Genomic DNA, 16,442 nt, shown 5'->3' on the forward strand with positions numbered 1-16,442 from the left:
TTCTCGGGAACCGGATACTGCGTTCCAACATGCGGACACCACAGGGGTGTGGAGGGGGTATCCCGCCCAGCGGTGGAGAAGTATGGGACCTAAGCGGACAGATCGATGACCATCGGCCCGGTTCGCGGTGGAGGTCGTGATCCGCCGCGGGTGATGCGGCGCAGGCGTCATTGCCTGCGGCGCTTACGGCTCATTCCCAGCAGCCACGGAATCGAAACCGCCGGGTAACAACTACTTATGCGGTCCCTCGCATAAGTGATCGAGGCCTCATCCTACGGCCGCGCCGAACAAAGTGCCGAGGGCGTACGTCACACCTGCCGCCGCGCCACCGAGAGCGAGCTGCCGCAGACCGCTGAACCACCAGGACCGCGCGGTCACCTTGGCCACGACGGCACCGCAGGCGAAGAGTCCGATCATGGCGAGCAGCAGCGCGGGCCACAGCACGGTCGCACCCAGCAGATACGGCAGTACGGGCAGCAGCGCGCCGAGCGCGAACGAGCCGAAGCTGGACACGGCGGCGACGGCCGGGGAGGGAAGGTCGCCGGGGTCGATGCCGAGTTCCTCGCGGGCGTGGATCTCCAGGGCCTGCTCGGGATCGCGGGAGAGCTGCCGGGCGACCTCGCGGGCCAGGTCGGCCTCGACGCCGCGGGCCTCGTAGAGCGCGGCCAGCTCGCGCTCCTCGTCCTTGGGGTGCTTGCGCAGTTCGCGCCGCTCGACGTCGAGTTCGGCCTCGACGAGCTCGCGCTGCGAGGCGACGGAGGTGTACTCGCCGGCGGCCATGGAGAAGGCTCCGGCGGCCAGGCCCGCGAGCCCGGTGATGACGATCGTCTGCTGGGACACGGAGCCGCCGGCGACACCGGTCATCAGGGCGAGGTTGGAGACCAGGCCGTCCATGGCGCCGAACACCGCCGGGCGCAGCCATCCGCCGTTGACGTCGCGGTGGGTGTGGTTGTCGCGGTGCGCCACGTGCAGCGCGGCCTCGGTCTCGATGATCGCCATACCGGTCCCCCAGAGAGCTTTATTGGACTGCTTCCACTTTTCGACAACCCCAAAAGTACGCCGGGAAATTCCCGGCCGCCAGCAAGGAAAGGCTGGGCTAACCTGCGGTTTTACCCTTCGACGCTCATCCGTGGCATGTCATGCACATATGTCGACCGGGTGACAGTGGAGCCCGCGAGGCTCCTGTCAACCGCCAAGGTGGGACAGATCCGCAAAGGGTTCCGCGCGCCGCATTCCGCGCCGGCAGGGGCCCTGAGAGGAGAAGCACGTATGGCTTCCATCGCCTGCATTCCCTCGGCCCCGGCGGCCCGGAGCGCCGCCGCTCTCCGTGACCGGGCCCGCGGCGCACTGCTCGGACTCGCCGTCGGCGACGCGCTGGGCGCGCCCGCCGAGAACATGAAGCCGTCGCAGATCCGCGCCCGGTGGGGCCGCATCATCGGGTACGTGGCCGAGCATCCGGCCGGGACCGACGACACCGAGTACGCGATCTTCTCGGGGCTGCTGCTGGCCCGGCACGGCTCGGCGCTGACCGTGGCGCACGTGGAGTCGGCCTGGCACCAGTGGATCGCGGACCGTGACGAGGGGCCGTTCCGCGGCGCCGGGTTCAGCGAGCGCGGCACGCTGGAGAACCTGCGCCGGGGGCTCGCGGCGCCCATCTCCGCCCAGCACCGGCACGCCTGGAGCGACGGCCTGGCCATGCGCGCGGCGCCCTTCGGCGTCTTCGCCGCGGGACGGCCGGCCGAGGCGGCCCGGCTCGTGGCCATCGACGGCTCGGTGAGCCACGAGGGCGAGGGCATCTACGGCGGGCAGGCCGTCGCGGCCGGGGTCGCCGCCGCGATGGCCGGCGCCTCCACCGCCACGGTCGTCGCCTCCGCCCTGGCCGTCGTCCCGGACGACTCCTGGACGGCCCGCTCGCTGCGCCGGGCCGTCGCGGTGGCGCACCGCGGCGAACGCGCGGTGCGCTCCGCGGTCGTGATCGGCGGCTACCCGTGGACCGACCTGGCCCCCGAGGCCGTGGCCCTCGCCTTCGGCGCCTACGCGGCGGCGGACGGGGACTTCACCGAGTCGGTCCTGACCGCGGTGAACATGGGACGCGACGCCGACACGACGGCGGCGGTGGCCGGGGCGCTGGCTGGCGCGACGCGGGGGATGTCCTCGGTCCCCGCCGAGTGGGCGGCGGCCATCGGGCCGGCCCGCGGGAGCTGCCTGCCTTCCATGGAGGGTCACCACATCCTGGACGTGGCGGAACTGCTCACCCCGGAGCACGAGGAGAAGTGGGGCGCGGAAGGCCGCGTGCCGCCCACCCCGGAAACCGGGTACGCGGTCCGGCCGCCGGACGCGGCCGGACACACCCCCACCGGCCGCGAGGACGACGAGGCCCGGTCATGAGCCCCGGCCCGGCCGGGGACGAGTCCGCCGCGGCACCCGGCGAGGGCACCGCAGCGACGACACCCCCGCAGGACACCCCGCCCGCCGCGCGGGCGGAGACCGTGGTGCTCGCCGCCGGGGCGGAGGCGGCGGCCGTCGCCGGGGGTGTCCTCGCCGATGCCCTCCGGGCCGGGGCGCTGCTCGGAGGTGATCCGCACGACCGCAGGACCGCGGAGCCGGGCGGCTCCGTACCGGGCTCCTCCGCGTCGCGCGCCCCCGCCTCGGCCGATCCCACGTCGGCCGACCCCGCATCCGGCGCCTCCCCGCCGGGCACCCCCGCGTCGGGCGCCGCTGCCGCGGAGACCGGGGGCTCACCGGGTGAGGCGCCCGGGGAGCCGGGTGCGCGGCGGATCGAAGGGCTACTGCTCGGGCTGGCCGTCGGGGACGCCGCCGGGTGGCCCGCGGCGCGGCACCGGGCCGCGCGGATGCCCGAGTGGACCCGGCGGCTGACCCGCGAGCTGGACACCTTCGCGGAGCAGAACGCCACGACCACCCTGCCCGTGCCGATCGCGCTGAACCAGCCGCCCGAACCCCTGCGGCTCGGCCCCTCGGACGACGCCGAGTGGGCGGCGTTCGCGGCGGAGGCCGTCCTGCGGGCCGGGGAGACCGGCGCGCTCGGCGACCTGAGCCTCGGCCGCAGGATGCGCGCGTCCATCGACCTGTCCTGGAACGCCGTCGCCAGCGAGGTCGCCGCCGCCGCGGACCGGGCCCCCGAGGTCGAGTCCGCCCTGCTCCCGCTGCGCGCCCGGATCTCGGTGCGGGCCGGACTCGGCAACCTCGCCACCGGTCTGCGCCCGCCCGCCACCGGCCACGACAACCCCCACTACTTCGACGACGCGGCCTGCGTACGGGCCTGCGTACTCGCCGTGGCGCACCCGGGAGACCCCCGACTCGCCGCGGAACTCGCCGAGTTCGACGCCCGCTACACCCAGGACGGCGACGGGGTGCACGGCGCCCGCGCCATGGCCGCCGCCGTATCGCTCGCCCTGGCCGGCCACGACGTCGGCACCTGCGTGGAGGCGGCCCTCGCCGAACTGCCCGCCGCCACGGAGATCGGCCGCAACGCCCGCGACGCCCTCGCGCTGGCCCGGGACAGCGAGAGCACCTTCGCGCTGGTCCCGCTCCTGGAGCACCAGATCGTCGACCACGTCTACAGCTACGGGATCGCGGCCGCCGAGACCGTCCCCGTCGCCCTGGCCCTCGCGCTGGCCGCGCACGGCCGCGTCGCCGAGGCCGTACCGGCCGCCGCCTGCCTCTCCCGGGTCGCCGACTCGGCCCCCGCCCTGGCCGGAGCACTCACCGGGGCCCTGGGCGGCGCCGCCGCGATCCCCGCCTCCTGGCGCGACGCCTGCCGCACCCTCTCCGGCTGCGCGCTGCCCCGGCTGACCGGCACCGATCTGATCGGGCTCGCCGAACTCCTGGAGGCGACAGGACTCGCCGACCCGCTCGATTCCCCGGAACTGTCCGCCCCAGAGGGATGATTCGGGCATGACGCCCAAAGGAGAAGGAACGGGAACCCTCGACGAACGGATCACCGGAGCCCTCGTCGGAGCCGCCGTCGGCGACGCCCTCGGCGGACCCGTCGAGGGGTACTCCCCGGAGCAGATCACCGAGCGCCACGGCGGCCGTGTGCACGGCGTCGTCGGCCCCTGGAACGGCGACGCCTGGTCCACCGCCCGCCCCATCGCCCCGTACCACAAGGGCGACGGACACGTCACCGACGACACCCTCATGACCCACGCGCTGGTACGGGTGTACGCGGAGGTCCGCGACCACCTCGACGCCTACGCCGTCGCCGAGCACCTCGTCCCCGACCTGATGACGACCCCCCGCTGGATCCCGGAGCTGGAGGCCGAGGCCCTCCCCCTCCAACGGATCTTCCTCGCCGAGAAATGGCTGGTCGCCCGCCTCCACTACGGCCATGTCGACCCCCGCGAGGCCGGCACCGGCAACATCGTCAACTGCGGTGCCGCGATGTACATGGCCCCGGTCGGACTCGTCAACGCGGCGAACCCGGCGGGCGCGTACGCCGAGGCGCTCGACATCGCCGGCGCCCACCAGTCCTCGTACGGACGCGAGGCCGCAGGTGTCTTCGCGGCGGCCGTGGCCGCGGCCTGCACCCCCGGCGCCACCCCCGCCTCGGTCGTCGCCGCGTGCCTTGACCTGGCCAAGGACGGCACCCGCGCCGCCGTCGAGGCGGTCTGCGAAGTCGCCGCACGCCACACGGACTTCGAGTCGGCTCTCGGCCCGCTGCGCCGGGCGGTGGCCCCCTTCGACACCGTCGGCCCCGACTACCGCTCCCCCTCGCTCGGCGCCCGCCGCCCCTCGCGGCTCCACTCCATCGAGGAACTCCCCGTCGCGCTGGGCATGTTGCTGGTCTCCGGCGGCGACTTCCGGCACGCGGTCCTCGGTTCGGTCAACTACGGGCGCGACTGCGACTCCATCGCGACCATGGCGGGAGCCCTCGCGGGCGCGCTCGGCTCCGAGGTCCCGCACGACTGGGCCAAGACCGTGGCCGAGTCCAGCCGCCTCGACCTGGACGCCCCGGCGCGTACGCTCGCCGAGGTGACCCGGGAGATCTTCGACCGTGACCTCCACCGCCGCCGGGCCCACGAGGCGGCGTACAGCGCGCTGACGGGAACACCGTGCTCCGGCTGACCTGGGTCCAGCCCGAGGACCTCCTCGGGCACGAGCTCCACCAGGCCGCGCAGGACGGCCGGGACCCCGCGGCCGTCGCCGCCCGCTGGTACGCGGCGGGCGGCCGGCCCGCCCCGCTGCGCGCGGGCGCGTCGGCGGCCCCGGCCTCGCCGTCCCTGCGCCGCCTGGCGGCCCGGCTCCTCGACGAACTCGCCGCCCTGCCGGGCAGGCTGGCGGACGACGAACCCACGGATCTGGCCCTGATCAAGGCCCAGTGCCCCGACTGGCCGCCCCCGCGGTACGCGCCCCTGCCCGCTCCCGGCCCGGCCCGTCTGGAGGCGGCCTGGCTCGGCCGGGCCGTCGGCTGTCTGCTCGGCAAACCCGTGGAGAAGCTCCCCCTCATGGCGATCCGGGCCCTGGCCGGGGCGTCCGGCAACTGGCCCCTGCGCACCTGGTTCACCGCGCGGGGCGTCCCCCGGGACCTGCTGGACGCCCATCCCTGGAACCGGCGCTCCGCCACCACCTCCCTGGCCGAGAACATCGACGGCATGCCGGAGGACGACGACCTCAACTACCCTCTCCTGAACCTGCTGTTGCTCCAGCGGTACGGCCGGGACTTCACCACCGCGGACGTGGCCCGCCTCTGGCTCGACGAACTCCCCGCCGGCCGCACCTTCACCGCCGAGCGCGTCGCGTACCGCAACCTCCTCGGCGGGGTCGAGCCCCCGGACACCGCCCGCCACCACAATCCGTTCCGTGAGTGGATCGGCGCCCTGATCCGGGCGGACGTGCACGGCTGGACCAACCCGGGCGACCCTGCGGCCGCCGCCGAGCAGGCCCACCGCGACGCCGCCCTCACCCACACGGCCAACGGCGTCTACGCGGCGATGTTCACCGCCGCCGCCATCGCGGAGGCGGCCGGCGCCACCCGCGACGTCCACGCCTGTCTGCGCACCGGACTGCGCGTGGTCCCGCCCGGCTCCCGGCTCGCCCGCGCGGTCCGCCACGCCGTCCGGCTGGCCCGTACGACACCGGACTTCGACACCGTCGTGGACGAACTGCACGCCACCCACCGCGACTGCCACTGGGTCCACGCCGTCCCCAACACCGCGCTGATCGCCGCCGCCCTCACCCACGCGGACGGCGACTTCGGCGGCTCCGTCTGCCGGGCGGTGTCCGGCGGTCTGGACACCGACTCGAACGGGGCGACGGCCGGAAGCATCGCCGGCCTCCTCACGGGCGACCCCGCCGCCCTGCCCGACCACTTCACGGGCCCCCTCAAGAACCGGCTCGCCACCTCCGTCGCCGACTTCAACGGCATCGGCTTCGACGCCCTCGCCCACCTCACACAACGGGAGACCGTTCGCCCATGACCCACATCGCCGTGCTCGGCAGCACGAACATGGACCTCGTCGCGTATGTCGCCAAAGCCCCGCAGCGCGGAGAGACCGTGACGGGACGGGAGTTCCGCACGGTTCCCGGCGGCAAGGGCGCGAACCAGGCGGTGGCCGCCGCGCACGCGGGCGCCGACGTCTCCCTGATCGGCGCGGTGGGCGCCGACTCCTTCGGCAGCCAACTCCGCTCCACGCTGGAGCACTTCGGCGTGAACACCGACCATCTGCGCACCACCGAGGGCCCGTCGGGCACCGCCCACATCGTGGTGGACGACGAGGGCGGCAACGCGATCGTCGTCATCCCCGGCGCCAACGGGACCGTCACCTCCCTGGCCCCCGGCGACGAGGGCCTCATCGCCAGCGCCGACGCGCTGCTCCTCCAGCTCGAGATCCCGCTGGAGGCCGTGCTCTCCGGCGCGGAGGCCGCCCGCAGACACGGCGTCCGTACGATCCTGACCCCCGCCCCCGCCCAGTTCCTCTCACCCCAACTGCTGTCCGCCATCGACCTGTTGGTGCCCAACCAGCACGAGGCCGCCGCGCTCACCGGCTTCACCGACCCGCGCGGGGCCGCCGCCGCGCTGCTCGAACAGGTCCCGGAGGTCGTCGTCACCCTGGGCGCCGCGGGCAGCCTGTACGCGACCCGGGGCGCCGAACCCATCACGGTGCCCGCGCCCAAGGTGACCGCCGTCGACTCCACCGCGGCGGGCGACACGTTCGTCGGCACCCTGGCGGTGGCGCTCGCCGAGGGCCGGGAGATGTCGGAGGCCATGGTGTGGGCGTCGGCGGCCGCCTCCGTGTCGGTGCAGCGGCCCGGGGCGACCTCCTCCATGCCCTACCGCTCCGAGATCGACACCCAGGCCGGCGCATGACCGGGCCCAGCGAGGGCGGCTCCCTCGCCGGCCTGCGCGTCCTCGACCTCGCGACCCTGTTCGCCGGACCGCTCGCCGCCACCATGCTCGGCGACTTCGGCGCGGAGGTCGTCAAGGTCGAACACCCCGCCCAGCCGGACCCGTCCCGGGGGCACGGCCCCTCGAAGGACGGCGTCGGACTGTGGTGGAAGCTCCTCGGCCGCAACAAGCGCACGATCACGCTCGACCTGTCGAAGCGCGGCGGCCGCGCGACCCTGCTCCGGCTCGCCGCCGACGCCGACGTGATCATCGAGAACTTCCGTCCGGGCACCCTGGAGAAGTGGGACCTGGGCTGGGCGGAACTGTCGGCGGCCAACCCGCGGCTGATCCTCGCCCGGGTCACCGCCTTCGGCCAGTTCGGCCCGTACGCGCACCGGCCCGGCTTCGGCACGCTCGCGGAGGCCATGAGCGGCTTCGCCGCCGTCACCGGCGAACCCGACGCTCCGCCGACCCTCCCTCCGTTCGGCCTGGCCGACTCGATCGCCGGCCTCACGACCGCGTACGCCGTGCTCACCGCGCTGCGGGCGCGCGACCGCACCGGCGAGGGCCAGGTGATCGACATGGCGATCATCGAGCCGATCCTGACCGTCCTCGGCCCCCAGCCGATCTGGTACGACCAACTCGGCCATGTCCAGCCCCGCACCGGCAACCGCTCGGCGAACAACGCGCCCCGCAACACCTACCGCACGGCGGACGGCTCCTGGGTCGCGGTCTCGACCTCGGCGCAGTCGATCGCCGAGCGGGTGATGCGGCTGGTCGGCCGCCCCGACGTGATCGACGAGCCGTGGTTCGCGACCGGCGCGGACCGGGCCCGGCACGCCGACGTCCTGGACGGGGCGGTCGGCGGGTGGATCGCCGAGCGCAACCGGGACGAGGTCCTCGCCGCCTTCGAGAAGGCGGAGGCGGCGATCGCGCCGGTCCAGGACGTCCGGGACATCATGAGCGACCCCCAGTACCAGGCCCTGGACTCGGTCACCCGCGTCGACGACCCCGAACTGGGTCCGCTGCGCATGCAGAACGTCCTCTTCCGGCTCTCCGCCACACCCGGCGCGATCCACTGGGCGGGCCGCCCGCACGGCGCGGACACCGACGCCGTGCTCGGCGAACTCGGCCTGACGGCGGCCGAGATCGGGGCACTGCGGGCGGAGGGGGCGCTGTGACCGCCGACCTCCTGCCGCTGACCTGGCTGTACGTGCCGGGTGACCGTCCCGAGGTGGTGACCAAGGCGCTGGCCTCCGGCGCGGACGTCGTGCTCGTCGACCTGGAGGACGCGGTCGCGCCGCACCGCAAGGAGTACGCCCGCTCCGCCACCGCCGATCTGCTGACCGAGGCACCGCCCGTCCCGGTGCACGTGCGGATCAACGCCCTCGACGGTCCCTTCTGCGACGCCGATCTGAAGACGCTCTCGCCGCTGCGCGGCCTGTCCGGCCTGCGGCTGCCGAAGGTGACCTCCCGTTCCGACGTCGTACGGGTGGCGGAGAGCGCGACCCCCGCGGAGGGCGGCACGGTCCCGCTCTACGCCCTGCTGGAGACGGCTCTGGGCGTCGAGCGGGCCTACTCCATCGCCTCGGCCCATCGTGCGCTGCGCGGGGTCTCGCTCGGCGAGACCGATCTGCGGGCCGATCTCGGTGTCCGTGACGACACGGGCCTCGACTGGTCCCGGGCCCGCCTGGTGGTGGCCGCGCGGGCGGCGGGGCTGCCGCCGCCGGCCCAGTCGGTCTACCCCGACATCCGCGACGTCGAGGGCCTGGCCTCGTCCTGCGCACGGGGGCGCGCCCTCGGCTTCCTCGGACGCGCGGCGATCCACCCCCGCCAGCTCCCCATCATCGAGCGGGCCTACCTCCCCACTCCGGCGGAGGTCGACTCCGCCGAGGCCGTCATCCGGGCGGCGGCCGTGGATCCGGGCGCGCAGGCCCTGCCGGACGGCCGTTTCGTCGACGCGGCGGTGGTCACGGGCGCCCGCCGCATTCTCGCCCTCGCCCGGCGCCGCGCCTGACCCGAGACCACCGTCCGGGCACCGCGAGCCCGGGCGACACGAGCCCGGACGACACCGAGCCCGGACAACACGAAGGGGGCGCCGCGTCCCGGACGCGGCGCCCCCTTGGCGTGTACGGGGAGAAGTCAGCCCTACTTGGCCGACCCGGCCTCGTCCCGCGCCACGGACCCGGCGTCGGAGCCGTCCTCGGTGTCCTCCTCGGACTCCGGCGCGGCGGCGGAGCCGGCGGTCGTGGCGGAGTCGGCGGTCGCCGTGGACTCGCCCACGGTCTCCTTGCCGAGACCGACCGAGCCGTCGCCCGTCCCGTCCTCGCTCCTGCTCCCGGCCTTGCCGTCGGACGTGTTCTCGGCCTTGCCCTCGGTCTTGTCCTCGGTCTTGTCCTCGGCGGCGGTCCCGGTCCCGCCCTCGGCGTCGGAGGTGCCCTCGGCGGCAGCCGACTCGTCGCCCTCGGTCGGCGCGTCCTCCTCGGCGCGCGGCTCCACGATCTCCTCCCGGCCCGGACGCAGCCGGGACGAGATCACGATGTAGAGCACCGCGAGGAGGAAGACCACGAGCGCGGTCCAGTCGTTCAGACGCAGGCCCAGGATGTGGTGGGCGTCGTCGACCCGCATGTACTCGATCCAGCCGCGGCCGACGCAGTAGGCGGCGACGTACAGGGCGAAGGCGCGCCCGTGGCCGAGCTTGAAGCGGCGGTCGGCCCAGATGACCAGGAATCCGACGCCGACGCACCACAGCGACTCGTACAGGAAGGTCGGGTGGTAGTAGCCGGGGACGCGGCCGTCCGTGGAGGACGTGATGTGCAGCGCCCACGGGAGGTCCGTGGCCCTGCCGTACAGCTCCTGGTTGAACCAGTTGCCCCAGCGCCCGCATGCCTGGGCGAAGGCGATGCCGGGTGCCACGGCGTCGGCCCAGGCGGGCAGCGGGATGCCGCGGCGGCGGCAGCCGATCCAGGCGCCCAGCGCACCGAGGGCGATGGCACCCCAGATGCCGAGCCCGCCCTGCCAGATCTTGAAGGCGTCCACCCAGTCACGGCCCTCGCTGAAATACAGCTCGTAGTCCGTGATCACGTGGTAGAGCCGGCCGCCGACGAGGCCGAAGGGCACGGCCCAGACCGCGATGTCGGCCACCGTGCCGGCCCGCCCTCCCCGGGCGATCCAGCGTTTGTTGCCGAGCCAGACGGCCAGAAAGACGCCGATGATGATGCAGAACGCGTAGGCACGCAGCGGAACGGGGCCGAGGTGCAGCACACCGTGCGACGGGCTGGGAATGTAGGCAAGTTCCATGGCAAGGTCGACGCTACCGTGCCGGACGCCGCCCACGGCGGGCGGCCCCGCAACAGGTCCATAACGTGCGGTGCCCCCGGCCGGTGGTGGGCGGGGGCACCGGAGCCGCGGAGGCGGCTCAGCCCTTGTTGGCCTCTTCCACCATCTGCTTGAACTTGGCGGGGGTCATCGACTGGTCCGCGTAGATGTTCTTGCCGCCCAGGAGCACGGTCGGGGTGCCGGTGAAGCCGCCGGCCTGGAACGCCGCGTGCGACTTCTGGACCCAGGCGTCGTGCGTCCCGTCGTTCACACAGGCGCGGAAGGCCGGGGTGTCCAGGCCGTCGACCTTGCCGGCGAGCTCGATGAGCTTGGCGTTGTCGGCGAAGGCGTCGTCGGTCTCCTTGGGCTGGTTCTCGTACAGCACGTCGTGGTACGCGCGGAACTTCCCGGCGTCCTGGGCGCAGGCGGCGGCGTTGGCGGCCTTGCGGGAGCCACTGCCGCCCATGTTCCCGTCGATCAGGGTGACGAGGTGGTACTCGACGCGCAGCTTCCCGGCGTCGGTCAGTTCCTGGATCGTCGGGCGGTAGGCCGCCTCGAAGGCCTGGCAGGCCGGGCAGCGGAAGTCCTCCCACACCGTGAGGGTCGACTTGGCGCCGTCCTTGCCGACGGGGATCGCGAGACTGTCCTTGCCGGTGGCGCCCGAGGGCGACACGACCGGGCCCGACGTGTCGCTCTTCTTGTCCTTGCCCGAGTTGGCGGCCACCACGCCGATCACGGCGGCCAGGCCGAGGACGCAGATCACCGACGCCCCCACGATCAGCGCGCGGCGGCGCTTGTCCGCGGCCTTCTGCTTCTCTCGCTCGACCGCCAGCCGCTCGCGGGCGTTGCGCTTTCCGTCACGGTTCTTCTCGCTCACATCCGGCAGAACGAACCGGGGAGGCGCAGCGCGCCTCCCCGGTCCAAGGTCCACTCGTTCGAGTGAGCGGATTGTCCGTTACGCACGGAATGACCTGACCGTTCACCCGCGGATCCGGGCTGGTCGGGTCTGCGCGGATCCGCCCGGTCGTGTCCGGGCGGCCCGCTCCGTGGCGTCAGGCCGTCTTACGCACGCCCTTCGCGAGGTCGGCCGCGAGCTCCCGGACGGCTTCGAGGCCGGCCGCGTCGTCCGGCGCGTCCAGCATCCGCTTGACGAACGCCGAGCCGACGATCACGCCGTCGGCGAAGCCGGCCACCTCGGCGGCCTGCTCGGCGTTGGAGACGCCGAGGCCGACGCAGACGGGCAGCCCGGTGGTGGCCTTGGTGCGGGCCACCAGGTCCTGGGCCTGGTTCCCGACCGACTCCCGGGTTCCGGTGACCCCCATCAGCGAGGCCGCGTACACGAAGCCGCTGCCGGCCGCGGTGATCTCGGCGAGGCGGGCGTCCTTGCTGCTGGGCGCGACGACGAAGACGGTCGCGAGACCGTGCTTCTCGGCGTGCTCCCGCCACAGGGCCGACTCCTGGACGGGCAGGTCGGGCAGGATGCAGCCCGCGCCGCCCGCCTCGGCGAGTTCGGCCGTGAAGCGCTCGACGCCGTAGCGGTCGATCGGGTTCCAGTACGTCATCACGAGGACGGGCTTGCCGGTGGCCTCGAAGGCCTCCCGGACGGTCCGCATGACGTCCGCGATCCTGACGCCGCCGCGCAGGGCGATGTCGTCGGCGGTCTGGATGACGGGGCCGTCCAGGACGGGGTCGCTGTGCGGCAGTCCGACCTCGACGACGTCGGCGCCGCCGTCGAAGACGGCCTTGATCGCCGCGATGCCGCCGTCGACGGTCGGGAAGCCGGCGGGCAGGTACGCGATGAGCGCGGACCGCCCCTCCGCCTTCGCGCCGGCGAGGGTCTCGCTCAACAGCCCGATGTTGCCGCTCACTTGGCGTCCCCCTCGATCTCGGCGTTCTCGCTGTCGGCGTCCGCGGCGACGACCGCGTCGACGCCGTTGTCGTAGAGGCCGAAGTAGCGCGCGGCCGTGTCCATGTCCTTGTCGCCGCGTCCGGACAGGTTGACGACGATCAGCCCGTCCTCGCCCAGCTCCCTGCCGACCTCCAGGGCTCCGGCGAGCGCGTGGGCGCTCTCGATGGCGGGGATGATGCCCTCGGTGCGGGAGAGCAGCCGCAGGGCCTGCATCGCCGCGTCGTCGGTGACCGCGCGGTACTCGCCGCGGCCGCTGTCCTTGAGGTAGGAGTGCTCGGGGCCGATGCCGGGGTAGTCGAGGCCGGCCGAGATCGAGTAGGGCTCGGTGATCTGGCCCTCGTCGTCCTGGAGGACGTACGACCGTGATCCGTGCAGGATGCCGGGCTCGCCCGCGGTCAGGGTGGCCGCGTGCTCGCCGGTCTCCACGCCGTGCCCGGCGGGCTCGCAGCCGATCAGGCGGACGCCGGCGTCGGGGATGAAGGCGTGGAAGAGGCCGATGGCGTTGGAGCCGCCGCCGACGCAGGCGATGGCGGCGTCGGGCAGCCGTCCGGCCCGCTCCAGGATCTGCCGGCGGGCCTCGACGCCGATGACACGGTGGAAGTCACGGACCATGGCGGGGAAGGGGTGCGGTCCCGCGACGGTTCCGAAGAGGTAGTGCGTGTGGTCGACGTTGGCGACCCAGTCGCGGAACGCCTCGTTGATGGCGTCCTTGAGGGTGCGCGAGCCGGACTTCACGGCGATGACCTCGGCGCCGAGCATGCGCATCCGGGCCACGTTCAGCGCCTGGCGCTGGGTGTCGATCTCGCCCATGTAGATGGTGCATTCGAGGCCGAAGAGCGCGCAGGCGGTGGCCGTGGCGACGCCGTGCTGGCCGGCGCCGGTCTCCGCGATCACCCGGGTCTTGCCCATCCGCTTCGTGAGCAGGGCCTGGCCGAGCACGTTGTTGATCTTGTGCGAGCCGGTGTGGTTCAGGTCCTCGCGCTTGAGGAAGATCCGCGCGCCGCCGGCGTGTTCGGCGAAGCGCGGCACCTCGGTGAGGGAGCTGGGGCGTCCGGTGTAGTGGACGAGCAGGTCGTCGAGCTCGCGGGCGAACTCGGGGTCGGCCTTCGCCTTGTCGTACTCGACGGCGACCTCGTCCACGGCGGCGACCAGCGCCTCGGGGATGAACTTGCCGCCGAACGCGCCGAAGTAGCCCTCGGCGCTGGGGACTTGACCGTCGGGGTCGGGAATGAAGAACTCGCTGGGCATACGGATACCTCGCAGGGGCGACAGCCCCGGTCACGGGATCGGGCAGGGGTCAGGGAAGCCGGACGCACCCGCGCTCCACCGCCACCGGCGCGTCGGCCGGTGGCACCGCCCGTCCCGCCGCGGCCCGCCGCGCACCGACGGACGTGCCGTCGCGGGACCGGTTGGGCCGGATTCCGGCTCGGTCCCCGTGCGGGGTGGCTGCGGCCCGGTCCACCTCCGCCTCGGACCCGGCCCGGCCCGGCCCACGTGTGCCGTGGAGGGGGCCCTGTCCGCGGGTGCGGTGGACCCGGCCCGATTCCCCCGGAAGGGGGATCAGGCCGGAAAGGGCGTGAGCGCGCGTACGCGCTCGGGCCATCGCATGCCGTTGACCTGACCCGGCTCGTCGCCGATGACGTAACGGACCCGGCGCCCGTGCACCCGGCGTGCGGGGGCCCGGCAGCCGCGCGGACGGCAGCCGCGGGCGAGACGGGCGTAGGGGTCACGGGCCGCCGACGGCACCGGGAGCACGGCGGCCGAGGGCACGCCGAGGTACCCGCCGTACGGGGCCCCGGGGAGCGGGAGGTCTGCGAGGGGCTGCGGGCCCTCGTCGTGCGCCGCGGGCCCGGGCGATGCGGCCCTCGCCCGCGGGAGCGCGCCGGCACGAGCCGGAGCGGCCGGCCCCGCGCACGCCTCTGCCCCGTCGGGGCGGGAGCCCGGACGGGGTACGGCGGGGGCGAGGGCCGGGGCGGACACCTGCGGGTCAGTCCCGTCCGTGCCGCAGGGCCGGGTGGGCGCCCGCCGCCACGAGGTCGGAGACGGCGGTCTTCGGGTCGCGGCCGGTGACGAGGGACTCGCCGACCAGGACCGCGTCGGCGCCCGCGTTGGCGTACGCGATGAGGTCGTGGGGGCCGCGGACACCGGACTCGGCGATCTTGACGAGGCCGTCGGGGATCTCGGGGGCGACCCGCTCGAAGGTCGAACGGTCGACCTTCAGCGTCTTCAGGTTGCGCGCGTTGACACCGATGATCTTCGCGCCGGCGTCCACCGCGCGCTCGACCTCGTCCTCGTCGTGCACCTCGACCAGCGGCGTGAGCCCGATGGACTCGGCGCGCTCGATGAGGGACTCGAGGGCGGGCTGTTCGAGGGCCGCGACGATGAGCAGCGCCAGGTCGGCGCCGTACGCACGGGCCTCCCAGAGCTGGTACGAGGTGACGATGAAGTCCTTGCGCAGCACCGGGATGTCCACCCGGGCGCGGACGGCCTCCAGGTCGGCGAGCGAGCCGCCGAACCGGCGCTGCTCGGTGAGTACGGAGATGACGGCCGCGCCGCCCGCCTCGTAGTCGGCGGCGAGGGCGGCCGGGTCGGCGATCGCGGCGAGCGCGCCCTTGGAGGGGCTGGACCGCTTGACCTCGCAGATGACCTTGACGCCGTCGCCGCGCAGGGCGGCCACACCGTCCTTGGCAGCCGGAGCCTTCGCCGCGCGCTCCTTGAGCTCGTCGAGGCTGACGCGCGCCTGCCGCTCCGCGAGGTCGGCACGGACTCCGTCGATGATCTCGTCGAGCACACTCACGCGAGCGGCCCCCTTCCCTGCGGTGGACGGTTGAAGCGGTCGATCGGTGACCCGGGTTCACCGTCCCTGACGGAAAAGTCGGGTCACTGCGATGGTATCCGGAGGATGGCGTAGCCCTCGCATCCGGTTGACGCCGGTCCCACTACCTGGACATTTGTCATTTGATCAAGGGTGCAGCCAGCCACCGGAGGGAAGATTCCGGACAACGGTGAAGACCAGCGCCAACGCGCCCAGGCTCCACAGGTGGACGGGTCCGAGGTCGAGCCGGGTGGGCCGTCCGCGCACGACGCGGATCACCCAGACGGACCACAGCACCGCGAAGGCCAGGTACCCGCCGACGGCGAGCGCGTTGTCCGTGAGCGCCGCGGCGAGGTCCCCGTGCGCGAAGGCGTGCGCGCTGCGCAGTCCGCCGCAGCCGGGGCAGTACAGGCCCGTGAGGCGCTGGAGCGGGCAGACGGGGTAGTGGCCGGGCTCGTTGGGGTCGACGGCCCCGACGTAGGCGAAGGCCCCCGCGACGGCCGCGAGCAGCCCGCCGGGAACGGCCAGCCGTCGCAGCACACCCGCGTCCGGCCCGGTCCGCGTCACCCTCTGAGTCTCGGCGTTCACGCGACGCATTCTGCCCCTCGCGGAGGCCGGGCGCCCACCCGGGTACGCGGAAGGCGGCCCCGGCGCATGGCCGGGACCGCCTTCCGTTCAGCCTCAGTGGGTCAGGCGTCGGCGCCGACGGTCGAGCGCGCCGTGTTCGCGGGGTGCGCGGCGGCCTTCGGCTGGCCGAGGCCCATGCTCCGCATGACCATGCCGACGACACCGCCGAGGGCGACGACGACCATGCCGGCCCAGAAGCCCAGCGGTTCGGCCTTCACCATGAAGGCGCCCGCGACGCAGAAACCGATGAAGGCGATGATGACACCGGTCCAGGCGGCCGGGGTGTGACCGTGGCTGCTGCCCGCCATGACTTGCTCCTCGTTGCTGAATGCGTGTGTGAGTCGGACGCTCACCGCCCATTGTCCCGTACGCACGGGTCCGCCGTGAGCGGGGGGTCACCCCGCGCGTGCCGGTCCGCGCCGTTCACG

At 73.9% G+C, this 16,442-nt stretch carries 16 protein-coding genes; 7 read left to right on the forward strand and 9 right to left on the reverse strand.

What is annotated here, in order from left to right; translation table 11 throughout:
* Positions 1-267: 267 nt before the first annotated feature.
* Entirely contained in the window at positions 268-999 is a 732-nt protein-coding gene (locus tag ACZ4TO_RS10020; protein WP_382796254.1) for a VIT1/CCC1 transporter family protein, read from the reverse strand.
* A gap of 270 nt (positions 1,000-1,269) precedes the next feature.
* Here ACZ4TO_RS10020 and ACZ4TO_RS10025 point away from each other — a divergent pair, with 270 nt between their 5' ends.
* The 7 genes from ACZ4TO_RS10025 to ACZ4TO_RS10055 are packed head-to-tail and all read left to right on the forward strand — an operon-like array spanning position 1,270 to position 9,362.
* Positions 1,270-2,388, forward strand: a complete 1,119-nt coding sequence (locus ACZ4TO_RS10025) for an ADP-ribosylglycohydrolase family protein (RefSeq protein ID WP_468023937.1) — start codon at positions 1,270-1,272, stop codon at positions 2,386-2,388.
* Positions 2,385-3,908, forward strand: a complete 1,524-nt coding sequence (locus ACZ4TO_RS10030) for an ADP-ribosylglycohydrolase family protein (protein ID WP_468023938.1) — start codon at positions 2,385-2,387, stop codon at positions 3,906-3,908. The genes ACZ4TO_RS10025 and ACZ4TO_RS10030 overlap by 4 nt, the downstream gene beginning before the upstream one ends.
* Before the next feature lie 7 nt (positions 3,909-3,915).
* Positions 3,916-5,085, forward strand: a complete 1,170-nt coding sequence (locus tag ACZ4TO_RS10035; protein WP_468023939.1) for an ADP-ribosylglycohydrolase family protein — start codon at positions 3,916-3,918, stop codon at positions 5,083-5,085.
* Positions 5,073-6,437, forward strand: coding sequence for an ADP-ribosylglycohydrolase family protein (locus tag ACZ4TO_RS10040; protein ID WP_385044169.1), 1,365 nt, complete (start codon positions 5,073-5,075; stop codon positions 6,435-6,437). The genes ACZ4TO_RS10035 and ACZ4TO_RS10040 overlap by 13 nt, the downstream gene beginning before the upstream one ends.
* The gene (gene rbsK, locus ACZ4TO_RS10045; protein WP_382796264.1) at positions 6,434-7,327 is read left to right on the forward strand and encodes a ribokinase; all 894 of its coding nucleotides are present in this window, start codon (positions 6,434-6,436) and stop codon (positions 7,325-7,327) included. The genes ACZ4TO_RS10040 and rbsK overlap by 4 nt, the downstream gene beginning before the upstream one ends.
* A complete protein-coding gene (locus tag ACZ4TO_RS10050) occupies positions 7,324-8,526 on the forward strand; it encodes a CaiB/BaiF CoA transferase family protein (protein WP_468023940.1) in 1,203 nt (400 codons plus the stop codon). The genes rbsK and ACZ4TO_RS10050 overlap by 4 nt, the downstream gene beginning before the upstream one ends.
* The gene (locus tag ACZ4TO_RS10055; RefSeq protein ID WP_382796267.1) at positions 8,523-9,362 is read left to right on the forward strand and encodes an HpcH/HpaI aldolase/citrate lyase family protein; all 840 of its coding nucleotides are present in this window, start codon (positions 8,523-8,525) and stop codon (positions 9,360-9,362) included. Before ACZ4TO_RS10050 ends, ACZ4TO_RS10055 begins: the two co-directional genes overlap by 4 nt.
* Before the next feature lie 131 nt (positions 9,363-9,493).
* Here ACZ4TO_RS10055 and lgt read toward each other — a convergent pair whose 3' ends face one another.
* From lgt to ACZ4TO_RS10095, 8 genes are all read right to left on the reverse strand, one after another.
* Positions 9,494-10,645: a prolipoprotein diacylglyceryl transferase gene (gene lgt, locus ACZ4TO_RS10060; protein ID WP_468023941.1), complete on the reverse strand. Its 1,152-nt coding sequence runs from the start codon at positions 10,643-10,645 to the stop codon at positions 9,494-9,496.
* 118 nt (positions 10,646-10,763) lie between these two features.
* Positions 10,764-11,540 (reverse strand): DsbA family protein, encoded by a 777-nt coding sequence (locus tag ACZ4TO_RS10065; protein ID WP_382796270.1) that lies wholly within the window; start codon positions 11,538-11,540, stop codon positions 10,764-10,766.
* 175 nt (positions 11,541-11,715) lie between these two features.
* Positions 11,716-12,531 (reverse strand): tryptophan synthase subunit alpha, encoded by an 816-nt coding sequence (gene trpA, locus ACZ4TO_RS10070; RefSeq protein ID WP_468023942.1) that lies wholly within the window; start codon positions 12,529-12,531, stop codon positions 11,716-11,718.
* Positions 12,528-13,820 (reverse strand): tryptophan synthase subunit beta, encoded by a 1,293-nt coding sequence (gene trpB, locus ACZ4TO_RS10075; RefSeq protein ID WP_382796274.1) that lies wholly within the window; start codon positions 13,818-13,820, stop codon positions 12,528-12,530. Before trpB ends, trpA begins: the two co-directional genes overlap by 4 nt.
* Positions 13,821-14,132: 312 nt before the next feature.
* Complete coding sequence (trpM, locus tag ACZ4TO_RS10080; protein WP_467839364.1) at positions 14,133-14,342, reverse strand: tryptophan biosynthesis modulator TrpM; 210 nt, start codon at positions 14,340-14,342, stop codon at positions 14,133-14,135.
* Between the two features lie 217 nt (positions 14,343-14,559).
* Positions 14,560-15,369: an indole-3-glycerol phosphate synthase TrpC gene (trpC, locus tag ACZ4TO_RS10085; RefSeq protein ID WP_382796276.1), complete on the reverse strand. Its 810-nt coding sequence runs from the start codon at positions 15,367-15,369 to the stop codon at positions 14,560-14,562.
* A gap of 165 nt (positions 15,370-15,534) precedes the next feature.
* Positions 15,535-15,984 (reverse strand): DUF2752 domain-containing protein, encoded by a 450-nt coding sequence (locus ACZ4TO_RS10090; protein ID WP_468023943.1) that lies wholly within the window; start codon positions 15,982-15,984, stop codon positions 15,535-15,537.
* A 92-nt stretch (positions 15,985-16,076) separates the two neighbouring features.
* Positions 16,077-16,322: an HGxxPAAW family protein gene (locus ACZ4TO_RS10095; RefSeq protein ID WP_382796280.1), complete on the reverse strand. Its 246-nt coding sequence runs from the start codon at positions 16,320-16,322 to the stop codon at positions 16,077-16,079.
* Between the last annotated feature and the right edge of the window lie 120 nt (positions 16,323-16,442).

Source organism: Streptomyces sp. NPDC028298 (assembly GCF_055565895.1).